The organism is Ensifer adhaerens (assembly GCF_000697965.2).
GTDB classification, from domain to species: Bacteria; Pseudomonadota; Alphaproteobacteria; order Rhizobiales; family Rhizobiaceae; genus Ensifer; species Ensifer adhaerens.
The window spans coordinates 798,686-811,716 of record NZ_CP015881.1; the positions used below are offsets into that span (position 1 = coordinate 798,686).

Annotated in this window: 13 protein-coding genes; 5 read left to right on the plus strand and 8 right to left on the minus strand. The window is 62.7% G+C overall.

What is annotated here, in order from left to right; all coding sequences use genetic code 11:
• The first annotated feature begins 167 nt into the window (after positions 1-167).
• Positions 168-1,157 carry a sugar-binding transcriptional regulator gene (locus FA04_RS23280; RefSeq protein ID WP_226020752.1) on the plus strand — a complete coding sequence of 330 codons (990 nt, stop codon included), beginning with the start codon at positions 168-170 and terminating at the stop codon, positions 1,155-1,157.
• Positions 1,158-1,188: 31 nt separating this feature from the next.
• Here FA04_RS23280 and FA04_RS23285 read toward each other — a convergent pair whose 3' ends face one another.
• From FA04_RS23285 to FA04_RS23315, 7 genes are all read right to left on the minus strand, one after another.
• Positions 1,189-2,136 carry a carbohydrate kinase family protein gene (locus FA04_RS23285; RefSeq protein WP_034790386.1) on the minus strand — a complete coding sequence of 316 codons (948 nt, stop codon included), beginning with the start codon at positions 2,134-2,136 and terminating at the stop codon, positions 1,189-1,191.
• Positions 2,137-2,216: 80 nt separating this feature from the next.
• Complete coding sequence (locus FA04_RS23290) at positions 2,217-3,176, minus strand: ABC transporter permease (protein WP_234798819.1); 960 nt, start codon at positions 3,174-3,176, stop codon at positions 2,217-2,219.
• Positions 3,177-3,250: 74 nt separating this feature from the next.
• On the minus strand, positions 3,251-4,819 hold the full coding sequence (locus FA04_RS23295; RefSeq protein ID WP_051659210.1) for a sugar ABC transporter ATP-binding protein: 1,569 nt from the start codon (positions 4,817-4,819) through the stop codon (positions 3,251-3,253).
• 87 nt (positions 4,820-4,906) lie between these two features.
• A complete protein-coding gene (locus FA04_RS23300) occupies positions 4,907-5,908 on the minus strand; it encodes a substrate-binding domain-containing protein (protein WP_034790392.1) in 1,002 nt (333 codons plus the stop codon).
• A gap of 78 nt (positions 5,909-5,986) precedes the next feature.
• A complete protein-coding gene (locus tag FA04_RS23305; RefSeq protein WP_034790394.1) occupies positions 5,987-6,961 on the minus strand; it encodes an ABC transporter permease in 975 nt (324 codons plus the stop codon).
• 371 nt (positions 6,962-7,332) lie between these two features.
• A complete protein-coding gene (locus FA04_RS23310) occupies positions 7,333-8,025 on the minus strand; it encodes an alpha/beta fold hydrolase (RefSeq protein ID WP_210337640.1) in 693 nt (230 codons plus the stop codon).
• A 151-nt stretch (positions 8,026-8,176) separates the two neighbouring features.
• Complete coding sequence (locus tag FA04_RS23315; protein WP_167550713.1) at positions 8,177-9,031, minus strand: alpha/beta hydrolase; 855 nt, start codon at positions 9,029-9,031, stop codon at positions 8,177-8,179.
• On the opposite strand from FA04_RS23315, the gene FA04_RS23320 reads away from it, so the two are divergent.
• The 4 genes from FA04_RS23320 (at position 9,014) to FA04_RS23335 (ending at position 12,002) form a co-directional block, all read left to right on the plus strand.
• Positions 9,014-9,538, plus strand: coding sequence for a LysR substrate-binding domain-containing protein (locus FA04_RS23320; RefSeq protein ID WP_156553053.1), 525 nt, complete (start codon positions 9,014-9,016; stop codon positions 9,536-9,538). The two genes, FA04_RS23315 and FA04_RS23320, sit on opposite strands and share 18 nt — an antisense overlap.
• 450 nt (positions 9,539-9,988) lie before the next feature.
• Positions 9,989-10,429 (plus strand): carboxymuconolactone decarboxylase family protein, encoded by a 441-nt coding sequence (locus tag FA04_RS23325; protein WP_210338678.1) that lies wholly within the window; start codon positions 9,989-9,991, stop codon positions 10,427-10,429.
• A complete protein-coding gene (locus FA04_RS23330) occupies positions 10,426-10,785 on the plus strand; it encodes an Atu4866 domain-containing protein (RefSeq protein ID WP_034790408.1) in 360 nt (119 codons plus the stop codon). Before FA04_RS23325 ends, FA04_RS23330 begins: the two co-directional genes overlap by 4 nt.
• Before the next feature lie 317 nt (positions 10,786-11,102).
• Positions 11,103-12,002 (plus strand): LysR family transcriptional regulator, encoded by a 900-nt coding sequence (locus FA04_RS23335; protein ID WP_034790409.1) that lies wholly within the window; start codon positions 11,103-11,105, stop codon positions 12,000-12,002.
• 15 nt (positions 12,003-12,017) lie between these two features.
• Here FA04_RS23335 and FA04_RS23340 read toward each other — a convergent pair whose 3' ends face one another.
• On the minus strand, positions 12,018-12,920 hold the full coding sequence (locus FA04_RS23340; protein WP_034790410.1) for a LysR family transcriptional regulator: 903 nt from the start codon (positions 12,918-12,920) through the stop codon (positions 12,018-12,020).
• Between the last annotated feature and the right edge of the window lie 111 nt (positions 12,921-13,031).

Genomic DNA, 13,031 nt, shown 5'->3' on the forward strand with positions numbered 1-13,031 from the left:
TCGAGGCCGCGTGCTCAAGCGCGATTCCGTTCTCGATCGTCCGTCACAACGGAACGTAAACAAATGACAACATAGTGTGTCAAATGTCAATTGAGCGTTCGAATTTGTTTGACGGCAGCCGCTTTTCCGGTTTGAGGTGGCGCAAACGGTATCAAGCGGAGTGACGGATGACGGAGAGCGCGCGGGCAAGTTGGATGATCGGCGAAGGCAAGTCGTTGCCGCCCGAGTTCGATGACGGGGTCGTTTGGGCCGCCTGGCTCTACTACGTCGATCAACTGACCCAGAGCGACATCGCCAAGATCCTCGGCATGTCGCGCGCGACCATCGTCAACTACCTTCAGGAGGCCCGCGAGCGCGGCCTCGTCACCATCCGCGTCAACACCGATGTCGGCGGACGCGTCGCCGTGGCTCGCAAGCTCAAGGAGAAGTTCGGGCTCGAAGGAGCGCTGGTCATTCCCGCGGGAGAGCCTGCGTCGCTGGTGACGCGGCTCGGTGAGGCGGGCGCCCGCCTGCTTGCCGACATGATCAAGCAAGGCGACACGATCGGTGTGGCCTGGGGACGGACCGTACTTGCAGTCGCCGACCAGATCTCGCTGGCCGAAGCACTCGATGGGCTGACTGTCGTCCAGGTCTCGGGTAGTTCCATCGCCAATCCCGAATTCTCGCCGGAGTTCTGTACCTCGCTGATGTCCCAGCGCATTCACGCGCGCTGCGTCAACCTTTTGGCGCCGGCGCTGCTGTCGACGCCGGAACTGAAACGCTGGCTTCTCTCCGAACCGGTGCTCGTCAAGCAGTTCGAGCTTATCCATTCGACCAACATCCTGGTTTTCGGCGTCGGCGATATCGGTCCTGACACGCTGATCCGGTCGGCCAATGTCGCAAGCCAGGAGGACTTCGACTCCTACCAGGCGCACGGCGCAGTCGCGGTGCTGATCTGCCGGTTCATCGACGAGGCGGGCCGACAGGTGAGCGGCGAACTCGACGATCGCATGGTGGGCATCGAGCTCGACGAACTCGTGCGCATCCCGAGCCGCGTCTGTGTCGCCGGCGGCGCGAACAAGGTAACGGCAATCCGCGCGACGATGAATGGCGGCTACGCCACTCACCTTGTCACCGACATCGAAACCGCCGAGATGCTGCTGGCCGAAGGGGTCTGAGGCGCTCCGTCAGGAGCGCCCTGCCAGCCCGTCAGTTTGCCTTGACGCGCGCGGTGCGCATGAATGCCTGCGTCCCCTCGAAGGAGGTGATGCCGGCATCAGAACCGAGACCGGTCGCCACCAGCGCGGCCGAGGCCTGCGCGAACTTCAGTGATGTCTCCGTGTCCATTTTGTGGTGCAGGCCGGTGATGAAACCGGCATTGAAGGCGTCGCCGCAGCCGGTCGTATCGACGACGTCGATCTCGAAGGCCGGCAGTTTCACGGTCTTTCGGTCCGGATCCATGAAATAGACGCCGTCGCCGCCGAGTGTGAAAACGCAATGCTTCACACCGAGATCGCAGAAGAAGAGCGCCGCATCCTCGGCGGTTTTCCGCCCGGAAATCAGCATGGCCTCCTCCACCGACGGCATGAAGTAGTCGATATAGGGGAAGAGCGGGCGGATGAGGGAAAGCGTCTTCTCACTGGCGCCGAGCAGATCGAAGGTGACGATCCGGTCCTTGGCCTTGGCCGCTTCGAGAAGCACGCGGCTCGGCTCACCGTCGAGGCGGTCGAGCAGGCCCGTGCCGCCAAGGTGGACAATCGGCGCCGCCGTCACGCGATCGAGCGCTTCGGCTGCGATCTCGAAATGACCGGACGCGCCGCGGACGTGAAGAGCAGGCCTTTCGCCGTTGCGGCGGATGTTGAGGATCGTGGCAGACGTCGGAACGCCGGGGATCCGCTGCATCTCGGCCGTATCGACGCCGAAGCGCTGCAAGGTCGAAAGCACGAAATCGGCCTTCTCGTCGTCACCGACGGCGCCAACCGCGAGGCAGTTGAGACCGAGCTTTGCAAGGTCGACGACGGTGCCCCCGGCGGTACCGGCAACCGTCAAGCGGATCTCGTCGATAAACTCGACATTGCCGCCCTCGGGAATGCGATCGACCGGGCGACCGAGGATGTCGAGAATGTAAAGTCCGATGACCGAAACATCGTGCGCCATGCACTCAAACCTTTCTCAAGGAAACAGGGTTGTCGAATGACGCCGGCCCTGACCGCGCTTGGCGGCCTCGGGGCCAGCCGTCAGGATTGTCTGCCGCGGATCGAGAAGATCCCGCCGGCGAGAATGATAAAAATGCCGACGATGACGAGCTGCCAGGTGCTCGGAATGCCGACGAGAATGAGGACGTTACTGACGAGCGTGATCAGCACGACGCCCAGAAGCGTGCCGATGACGCTGCCGGAGCCGCCGGTGATACGCGCGCCGCCGAGGACCACCGCGGCGATGATTTCGAGTTCGGCGCCGGCGAGATCGAACGGGTTCGCCAGGCGGTTGCTGGAGACGTGAATGATCCCGGCGATGCCGGCGAGAAGTCCCGCATAAGCAAAGACAAAGATACGGACCGTGCGCAGGTTGTAGCCGAGCCGCTCGGCCACACCGGCGTTTCCGCCGACGGCGTAGACTGCACGGCCGATGAGGGTGCGCTCAAGGACCCACCAGGTGACGAGCGAAGCGATGGCGAGGATGAGCACGAAGGCCGGCAGCGTCGAAGTCGAACCGTTGGCGCTGTGATGGGTGAAGAGCGCAAGCTTTCCGAACGCGTCCATTGCCGCCGGAATGTTCATGAACAGCGCCGTGCCGACAAAGGTGAGCAAGAAGCTGCGGATGACATATTGCGTGCCGATCGTCACGATCAGCGATGGCGCTTTCAGGGCATGAACCAGAACGCCGTTGAGCGCGCCGAAACAGGCGCCGCCGACCGCGCCGAGCGCAAGGATCGCGACGATCGGCATGTCGGGCACGACATTCACGACCAGCATGGTGACGGCGTACATGACGAAGGCGGCAATCGCCGTGAACGAGACGTCGATGCCACCGGAAGCAAGGACGACGAGCACGCCGAGCGCGAAGAGGCCGCGGACGACGGACGCACGCAGGATGTCGAAAAGGTTCGACACCTGCCAGAAGTCCGTGTTGATTGCACCGACGACGAGCGAAACCGCGACGATCAGGATCAGCGTGAAGGCCGGTGGGTGGCGCATGAGCCACGTCCAGATGCCGGCAACGGCGCCCGCGCTTTCAGACCGGGGTTCTGCCGGGGAGAAGGTGGTTTCGCTCATTGAAGCCTCGCAATGGTATCGTCGGTCAGCGCGCGGGAGAGAACGTCTTCCGCCAGCCCCTCGGCGGCAAAGGTTTTGACGACTCGACCCTTGCGCATGACCATGATGCGGTCGCAGTTCTGCAGCAGTTCGGGCAGGTCGTCGCTGATGATGATGACGCCCATGCCGTCGCCGGCGAGCCGCTGGATGATCCGATAGATCGTGTCCTTGGAGCCGACGTCGACGCCGACGGTCGGGCCGTGCAGGATGAGCAGTTTTGGTTCGATCGTCAGCCAGCGCCCGATGAGCACGCGCTGCTGGTTGCCGCCGGACAACGACTGCACCGGCTTGTCGACGCCGGCCGAGACGACCTGAAGGTCGTCGACCGTGCGCTCGGCGAGCGCTCGGCTGCGGCGCCCGTCGACGATGCCGAAGGCATTGCGCAGCCGGTCGAGGACCGGAACCACGATATTGTCCTTGATCGATTGCGAAAGGAACAATCCCTCCGAGAGCCGGTCCTCGGGAACGTAGCCAATCCCGGAAGCGATCGCATCGGCGGGTTTGCCAAGGCGGATCTCGTTGCCTTCGAGAAATACACCGCCGCCGTCGGCCGGCGAAACGCCGGCGAGCGCAAGCGCCAGTTCGTTGCGCCCGGAATCGAGCAGACCGGTAATGCCGATGATCTCGCCCTTGCGCAGCGACAAGGACACGTCTGCAAAAAATCCGGTTCGTGAGAGCTTTTCGACATTGAGCAGCTTCTCGCCGAGCGTGACGGCGGACCGCTGGCGGGTGTCGTCCAGCACTTTGCCTGTCATCCAGAAGGCTAGATCGGCCTTCGAATGATCCTCGACGTCGCATTCGGCGACTTTCTGGCCATCGCGCATGATGATCGCCCGCCCGCCGAGCGACTTGCACTCGTCGAGCTTGTGGGTGACGAACAGCACGGCCACGCCCTTGGCGCGCAGGCGGTCGGCGACGCCGATGAGATTGTCGACCTCGTGTTTGGTCAGCGCGGTCGTTGGCTCGTCCATGATGACGAGGCGGGCGTCGGAGGCGATTGCGCGGGCAATGGCGATCAGCTGCCGCGTCGCCATCGGCAACTCGTCCGTCCGCGTTGAAAGAAAGGTCCTGCTCGCCGGCAGGCCGACGGCCGCAAGGGCGCGCTCGGCCGTCGCCCGCATCTTCGGTATGTCGAGCCGCCGCGCAAGCTTGCCCGACGAGGACACCAACTGCTGAGTCAGGCCGATGTTCTCGGCGACGGAGAGATTGGGGAGCAGCGAGAAATCCTGATAGACCGTTTCGATGCCGGCAGCGAGGGCTGCGACCGGTGTCAGTCCGGTGACCGTCTTGCCGTCGATCAATAGTTCGCCTGCATCAGCCCCTTGAGCCCCGGAAATGATCTTGATGAGCGTGCTCTTGCCGCAGCCATTCTCACCCATCAGGTGATAGATGTTGCCGGCCTCGATCGAAAGGCTCACGCCCTTGAGCGCGCGCACGCCACCGAAGTGCTTCTCGATGTTGCGCACCTCCAGAAAAGGGGTCGCGGGCTTGAGATGCGGTTCACCGCCAGTGGGCTGGGGCTGCATGGCTTTGTCCTGATGGTGCATGAGGGCGTTCGAGGGTCACGCCGCCGCGCCGGTTTATGGCGCGACGGCATTAATCGGCAGAACCGATCAGAACGGGTATTTGCCGTAGTTCGACTTGTCGACGTCGACCCAGGCTTCGCCGACGACGATGATACCGTCACCGGCACCCTTCTTGACCGTCACCTTTTCGTAGCCGGGCACGCCGAGATCCATGCCGTCCTTGATCTCTTCGCCCTTGATGACCATGTCGGCCACCTTGTTCATGACGTAGCCGGCATCCTTCGGATCCCAGAAGCTGATGCCATCGACGGCGCCGGATTCAAGATAGGATCCGGTATCCTTCGGCAGGCCGATGCCGAAGACGCAGGTCTTGTCCTGCAGGCCGGCCTCTTCGACGGCGCGGCCGATGCCGATGACGTCGATGGCGGAGCCGCCCTGGAAGCCCTTGATGTCGGGGTGCTTGCGCAGGATCTCGCGGGCCTTCTCATAGGCGCGGTTGGCGTCGTTGAAGGATTCGTTCTTCTCCGAGACCAGCTCCATTTCTGGGTACTTCTTGGCGTTTTCAGCGCCGCCGTCAGCCCACTGGACATGCGTCAGGCTGCCGAGCGAACCGACGAAGGACGTCCATTTTCCTGATTTGCCCATGCACTCGGCGATCTTCTCGTTGAAGCGGGCGCCGAAGGCCTTGTTCTCGAAGGCTTCGATGTCGACGAGCGTGTTCTTCATGCTGTCGGCCTCGTGGGTCACCACCTTGATGCCGCGCTGGGCGGCGCGCTTCAGCACGCCTTCGAGCGACGACGCATCCATCGGCACGACGGCAATCGCGCTGACCTTCTTGGCGACAAGGTCCTCAATCAGGCGTGCCTGCTGGGCGGCATCCGCCTTGCCCGGGCCGATCTGGCTCGTGGCAACCGTATCGTTGTCGTTGCCATAGGCGGCGACGCCCTCGGCCATGCGGGTGAACCAATTCTCGCCGGTGACCTTGACGACGGTCACGATGCTCGGCTTCTCCTCGGCCATGGCAGCCGCGGCACTCCAGATGGTGCTGAGAGCCACGGTGCAGGCGGCAATTTTACGAAAATCAGGCATAGTTCCTCCCATTGCGCCTTCGAAAGGAAAGAGCTGTGGCGCGCGAAGGCTCGCGCCCGGCCCTGGCGGAAACGGGGTTTAGCTGCGGGCCGCCCTGAACCAGGCTTTGAAGTCGAAGCCGGAGGTGGCGATGAAAACGAGCAGAAGAACGCCCCAGGCGAGGTCTCGGAAGAAGTTCGAGATGTTCATGAAGTTGAAGAGGCTGGAGAGCATCTGCAGCGACGTTGCCGAAAGCACGACGCAGATGACTCGCCCATAGCCGCCCTCGGGGCGAACCCCGGCCATGACGGCGATCAGGATAGCGATGAGGACATACGAGGTGCCGTAGTCCCACTTCACGCTCGAGGTGCGCGCGGCAATGACGATGCCGGCAACCGACGCCAATAGCCCGCAAACCGTATAGGTCAGGAACAGGATGCGCTTTTCCGGGATGCCCGCGTAGCGCGCGGCCTTGGCATTGTTGCCGAGCAGAAGCAGACGTTGGCCGAAGGGCGTGAAACGCAGGATGGCGCCGATCGCGAGCGCGACGACCAGGAACAGAGCGAAGCATTGGGGCACGCTCAGGATCGTGGCATTACCGAAATCGTCGAGCGGCTCGACATAGCCGATGCTGAGCGCCGAACCATTGGTGAGAACGATCGCCAGGCCGGTAAAGAGCAATTGCGTGCCGAGCGTGGCGATGATCGGCGTCAATCCAACCTTCGCGATCAGGAAACCGTTCAGCATGCCGCCGACAAGGCCGACGCCAAGCGCTAAGCCGATCAGGCTCCAGGTGAAGAGAAGCGGAGCCTCGTCGGCGGGAATCACGTCGCGCAGAAAGTAGTAGGCGGCAACGCCCGAGAGATTGGCAAGCGCGATGCCGGAAAGGTCGATGCCGCCGTTGCCGGACATCATGGCCAGCATGACGCCAAGGGCGAGGAACCCCAGTTCGGGGACCTGCGACGCCATGGACTGGAAGTTATAGAGCTCGACGAAACTCGCGCCGACGAGTATCGCACCGGCGACAATGGCGGCAACGTTCACAGTGGCGAGAAAGCCGAGCTGCCGATCCATCTGAAAAGCCACGATGTCCCCTCCCATGCTGGCATCTGTGCAGACGGAAATGCTTCCCGGTTCTTCGGCTCCAGGCTCCTGTCTCCCCTGAAACCAACCGACAACCCGCGTCCTCTGTACATTTCTGACATTTGCCAGTCATCGGTGTGTTTTGTCAACAGCGTTCTTCTAGCTGTCCTGTAACCGAAGTGGAGGGTGAGCGGAAATGCCGGGTTGCTATCCTTCTCCTCCGTGGAACGTCCTGCTTGGCGAGACTGCCAAAGCGTCCTCAGCCCAAGCGTGACACCCGCCGGATTTGGAACGGCCAGGGCTGCAAACGGCAAGAATTGGGTGACAACGGGAGGCGAACGGTGGAGTTTGGCTCGGGCGCGTTACGCTTCGGCCTTCTGTTGAGCGAGCCATTCCCGAATGATGGTGGCGAGGCGTTGCGGCGCTTCCATCGGGACCATGTGGCCAGTGTCGGCGACGACCTCGAAGCTTGAGCCGACGAGCCCATTGTGAAGCTCCAGCGTTTCGGCGCGCGACCTCAACCGATCCTCTTCGCCGGCAATGACCAGGCTTGGGCACTGGATCGACGCCAGAGCGTCCCGTTCGTCCCTCCGCTCGATGAGAGCTTGTCGGCGAAAGGCGTCGCCTCCCATTCGATGGCCTGCCACCTGGATGCGATCGAGGATATCGGTCCGCCCCGCATTGTCGGGGTGCAGGGACGAGAGGATAGCCGATCGGCTGAGCCCCTTGAATGCCGTGCCAGCGGCCTGCCCGGCGACGACAGCCTTTCGCTGGCGCTCGACGTCGCTGTCGCCGCGCGCGGACGTGGCAATGAGGATCAGTGCGGTCACCCGGTCGGGCGCCTGCCGGACGATTTCCCGGGCGACGTAGCCTCCCATGGAGAAACCGGTGAGTATGAAGCGATCCGGGGCATCCATCAGCGTGCGACGGGCCATGGCTTCGATCGAGCCGTCTTGCGACAGGTCGGCATAGGTCGCGGGACCGTACTCGCCGAGTGCGGGAACCACATCGCGCCAGAGATCGGCGTCGAGCATGAAGCCCGGAACAAAGAGCATTGCCACAGTCGCCACCTCCCCGCACACCTGCTCGTAGATTGACCCTATCGGAAGAAATGGCGGCGGTCGTCAAGCGAGATGCCGCCTTCGGGCGGAAAGCCTCTTGCGCCCTGGCAGTCATGCGGCGCGAACCGTGCAGTGCGCCTGCCCCTTAGTCGACTTCCAAAGATCGGCTCAGCGCCGATTTCCAGCCGGCGATGAAATCCGCCGAGATGCGCGCCTGCGGTACCATCGTGTCGAAGCCGTGATAGGCGCCGGGAACCACGGACATTTCGACCGGCACGCCGGCCACGACGAAATGGGATGCGAAATGTATCGATTCCTGTGCGAACAGGTCGAGTGTGCCAACGCCGATCCAGGTGGATGGCAGGCCGGCAAGATCGACGGCACGTGCCGGAACCGCCTCCGCCGGTGGTTCCGCCATCAGCGGCTTGCGACCGAGCAGGGAAGTCCAGCCAAAAGCATTCGACTGCGCGTTCCAGATGAAGGTTCCGACGTGAGCCGGTGGCAAGCGCAACACAGTGCGGTCGTCGAGCATTGGATAACGCAACAACTGGAAGCGGATCGGCCACTCGCCGCGGTCACGTACCCTCAGCGAGACGGCAGCGGCAAGCCCGGCGCCGGCACTCTCGCCCATCACGGCGATCCGCTTCCTATCAACGCCAAGCTCGACCGCAGCCTGATGCAACCAGCCGAGCGCCGCGTATGCGTCGTCGAGCCCAGCCGGGAACGGATGCTCGGGTGCAAGGCGGTAGTCGACCGAAACGATAAGCGCGCCCAGTTCCGCGGACAATTGCTGCAGTTCGGGAACGGCGACTTCGGGCTTGCCAACGACCAGTCCACCACCGTGAAGATGCTGGATTGCCGGCTTGTTCGGGCGCTCCGGCGCCGGATCCAGGACGACGACCCGCAGCTTCGGATTTCCCTCGCCGCCCGCGATGAAGCGTTCCTGTGGCTGCACGGCCGGCGGCGATAGCGCCGGCGGGAATTGGGCGTTGCGGATCATCTGGAGATTGTCCATGCCGAGGTCGACGGAATGTTCCCGAGGGTCGGCAATCTCGAGGATTCGTCCCTGATCGCCCGCAAGATCGGACGCACCGAAGCGTCTATCTTTGCAGCACCGGCGCTGTTCCCGGCACAGGGCATGTCACAGCTGCCTTCCGACCTAACAACCTATCAGTTGATCGACGAGCAGATCGCACCGGGCGAAAGCCAGACCTGGACACTCCACCATGCGGCGCAAGACCCGGTGAAGGTTGAGTTCAAGCCGCGCATGTGTGCCAATAGCGTCCGCGGCATCTCGGAGGCTATCGAGGCCGGGATCGGCATCGGCCGCCTGCCAACCGTCATCGGCCGCAGGATGGTCGCCGAGGGAACCGCCATACAGATATTGCCTGGCTGGGCCGGCCCCGGACTGGATATTTCGCTGATACATCCTGCGAGCCGCGGCATGCTGCCCGGTGTCTGCCTGCTGATCGACACGCTGAGCCGCGAGGCTGGCGCGTTTTTGTAAGTGATTTCGAAGTCAAACGGTGGTGCCGCCGCAATCACGCCAAGGGCCCGTACCCGAGAGAACAAATTCGCCTGTCATAACTGACATGGTCGCGATGAGCGTGCCACTGAACAGTATTCCGACTGGTTAGTCAGATTTACCAGTATGGATCGAAATCGAGGTCTTATCGTTCCAATCTTCCCCGCCTACCTTTTGCGTCGACACAGCAACGCAAGACGGAGGAGGAACTGGACAGGGCCCGCTGACTTTCGACGCTCCGAATGACAGCGCCTCCCCCAAATTCAGCTGACGCGGATAGGACGCGCGCTTGTCGCGCCCTCCCCGGCATCGAACAGCCGGAGGATGGCGACGTTCGCGATCGGCTGACGTCCCAACAGACAATCTATCGAGGAGAGAAACGTGCTTGATCGCATTCAATCGCAATTCGCAGCAGCAGGTGCGGCGGTTTTCCTGGGCCTTTCGCCGGAGGTCGCCTTCGCCCAATCCCTGGAGGAGCGTCGCGAACGCGGCGCCGCCGTCATCCGGACCCTCAACAATGGCGTGACGCAGCCCAATCTGGAACGGATGCGGCAGGAGTTTCCCTTCCTTGCCGATGCGACCGAGGCCTATGCCCTTGGCGACGTCTGGGCTCGCCCGGGTCTCGACAACCGGACGCGGCAACTGGCGGCGGTCGCCGCCTTCGCTGCGATGGGCCTGACGGAGCTGATGAATGTCCATGCCGGATACGCGCTCAACATCGGTGTTTCCGAGGATGAGCTCAAGGAAATCATCTACATGGTAACTGTTCCGGCCGGATTTCCCCGCGCCATTGCTGCCTCGCAATCCTTGTCGCAGCTCTTTGCCGAACGGGCCGAAGCGGGCAAGGACAAGCCTGCGGGAGAGCAGCCATGAACAATCTCCCCAAGCTTGCCGCCGCCACCCTTGTTGCCGGTCTCGCATCTCTCGACGCGCCCATCTCCCGTCAAGCCGTCGCGGAGGACGTCATGAGCAGCGAGGCTCAAAGCAAGCAAGCAGATCATCCCTATGTCGGCATGTGGGTGACCGAGGACGGGCGGATCCGCCGGGAGCTGTTGCCGAACGGCCGTTATGACGAGGCGCGCGGAAACCGAAAGAGCGCCTATCAGGGGCGCTACGAAGTGACCGGCAACCAGATCGACTACTGGGATGACACCGGCTTTACGGCCGATGGCGAGTTCATGGATGACGTGCTGCACCATGGCGGCATGGTGTTTTACCGCGAAAGGTGACTGCGGAAGGGGAGCACGTGAAGACCGTCGTTACGGGATCGCCCCGATCCTTTGATGCCAACGATGGTTGCCGCGTGTCTCCCGCCCCGCCTCTGCAGCCGAATGTCCATTGCGGCTGCAGAGGCGGGGCGGGAGGCGGGGAAGAAGTGAAGGCTCTGCCGGGCTCTTGCGATCAGGGCAAGCCTTCTGGAGGCGATCACAGGCGCGGTAGAACTCGCGGTGACATTCTTTGATGCCTTGAAGGTTGTCGATCGGCGGGCCATGATTGCATCATCACTCTGCCCAATCACACCGACACTGGTAAGTTGAGCCGTCCAATGGCCGTCGATCTTAATGCCATCTCCGTCTTCATGGCCGTCGCCGAGGCGCGGAGTTTTCGCGCGGCTGCCGAGCATCTGGGCGTTACCCGATCGGCCGTAAGCCAGTCTCTGCGGCGGCTGGAAGATCGGCTCGGCGTTGCACTCGTGCAGCGGACGACACGCAGCGTCAGCCTTACGGAGGCTGGCGCGCAACTTTACCTGCGCGTTGCCCCGGCCCTCGCGGAGGTCGGCCTGGCCCTGGACGCCACAGCCGACCGGGACATGGCCCCAACCGGGCTGTTGCGGCTGGCGGTGTCCTCGATCGCCGAAAGGTTTATATCAGGGGCGCTGCTCGCAAGCTTTGCCGAGGCCTACCCCACGATCCAGATCGATGTGACCGTCACGGACGAGGAGTTCGACATCGTGGCCCAAGGCTATGATGCCGGGGTGCGGCTCGGCGAAGTCATCGAGCAGGACATGATCGCAGTCCCGGTATCGGCCGAGCAACGCCAGACCGCTGTCGCGGCGCCATCCTATATCGAACGCTTCGGCAAGCCCATGCAACCGTCGGACCTCGCCCAGCACCGATGCATCGGCTGGCGTCCGGCGCCTCAAACTGCACCTTATCGCTGGGAGTTCGGCAAGGATGGGCGCGAGTTCGACGTGGCGGTGAACCCGCAGATCACCACCAACGACATGTCGCTGATGATCCGGACCGCCTGCGCCGGAGGCGGCATCACCTTCGGCATGGAGGAAACCTTCAGACCCTATGTTTCTGCGGGACAGCTGGTGCCGCTTCTCGAGGACTATTTCCCGCCGTTCGCGGGCTTTTATCTCTACTTTCCCAATCGACGGAACCTTGCGCCGAAGCTGCGCGCGCTCATCGAGCATGTGCGGTGGCGGCCCAACGCGGGATAGAGCGATCCGAAGCGGCTAAGCGACGATCTCGCGTACGAAGTCGAGAAAGGCGCGGAGTTTTGCAGGCATCAGGTCCGAGCGGCGATAATAGGCATGGAGCGGAAAGGTTTCTTCTGACCAGTCCGGCAGGATCTGGATCAGATCGCCGTCCGACAATTCGTCCCTGACATAGATCTCGAGCAATTGCGCGATCCCCGCGCCGCTGCGGCAGGCGGCAATCAGCGAGCCCGTGTCATTGACCATGACCCGGCCGGTCGCCGCGAACGGTATGGCTTCGCCACGGCTCTGAAACTCCCAGGCGAAGGGGCGCCCGGTCGCCGGGTCGCGGATGAGGACGCATTGGTGCCCGTGCGAAAGATCGGCTGGCACTTGCGGCCTGCCATATTTCTTTAGGTATTGCGCCGACGCGCAGGTGAACACACGCGTTTCCAGCAGCAGCTCCGTATGCATCGAATGGGCGCCAGGCTCGCCGAAGCGTACGGCAACGTCCGTCCCCTCGCCGACAAAATCGCCGATCGAGTCACGCACGAAGATCTCGACCGACAGTTCCGGATAGCGTTCGAGAAAGTCATTGATCCTCGGGGCGAGCACGAAGTGCCCGAAGGTCCCATCGACATTGATCCGCAGCTTGCCACGCACGTGCGTTTTGGTGCCGCCGGCCATGATCGCGGCCTCCTCGATTGCCGAAAGAAGTGGCGCGACGAGTTCATAAAAGCGCCGCCCCTCGTCCGTCAGCGAGATTGCCCGGGCGCTTCGATTGAAAATACGTATGCCGACGCGCTCCTCCAATCGGGCCACTGCGCGGCTGACCGCAGGCTGAGTCAACCCCATTGCTTCACCGGCCCGGGCAAAGCTGCCGGCCTCGACGACTGCTGAAAGCACTCCGATCCCGCTGAGCAAGCGCGCATCAAACGTCATGACAACTCATACTTTCAGTAATTTATCTCCTGCAAATTATGCATTTTTTCTTCTCTCATGCCAGGCGTATCCTCCTCGCGATCAATAGACGGAACACCTGAAAGGCTTGGC

Excerpts from the sequence above, each read along its gene's own strand:
- FA04_RS23280 (WP_226020752.1), top strand. The coding sequence starts at position 168 with ATGACGGAGAGCGCGCGGGCAAGTTGGATGATCGGCGAAGGCAAGTCG.
- FA04_RS23285 (WP_034790386.1), bottom strand. The coding sequence starts at position 2,136 with ATGGCGCACGATGTTTCGGTCATCGGACTTTACATTCTCGACATCCTC.
- FA04_RS23290 (WP_234798819.1), bottom strand. The coding sequence starts at position 3,176 with ATGCGCCACCCACCGGCCTTCACGCTGATCCTGATCGTCGCGGTTTCG.
- FA04_RS23295 (WP_051659210.1), bottom strand. The coding sequence starts at position 4,819 with ATGCAGCCCCAGCCCACTGGCGGTGAACCGCATCTCAAGCCCGCGACC.
- FA04_RS23300 (WP_034790392.1), bottom strand. The coding sequence starts at position 5,908 with ATGCCTGATTTTCGTAAAATTGCCGCCTGCACCGTGGCTCTCAGCACC.
- FA04_RS23305 (WP_034790394.1), bottom strand. The coding sequence starts at position 6,961 with ATGGATCGGCAGCTCGGCTTTCTCGCCACTGTGAACGTTGCCGCCATT.
- FA04_RS23310 (WP_210337640.1), bottom strand. The coding sequence starts at position 8,025 with ATGCTCTTTGTTCCGGGCTTCATGCTCGACGCCGATCTCTGGCGCGAT.
- FA04_RS23315 (WP_167550713.1), bottom strand. The coding sequence starts at position 9,031 with ATGATCCGCAACGCCCAATTCCCGCCGGCGCTATCGCCGCCGGCCGTG.
- FA04_RS23330 (WP_034790408.1), top strand. The coding sequence starts at position 10,426 with ATGAACAATCTCCCCAAGCTTGCCGCCGCCACCCTTGTTGCCGGTCTC.
- FA04_RS23335 (WP_034790409.1), top strand. The coding sequence starts at position 11,103 with ATGGCCGTCGATCTTAATGCCATCTCCGTCTTCATGGCCGTCGCCGAG.
- FA04_RS23340 (WP_034790410.1), bottom strand. The coding sequence starts at position 12,920 with ATGACGTTTGATGCGCGCTTGCTCAGCGGGATCGGAGTGCTTTCAGCA.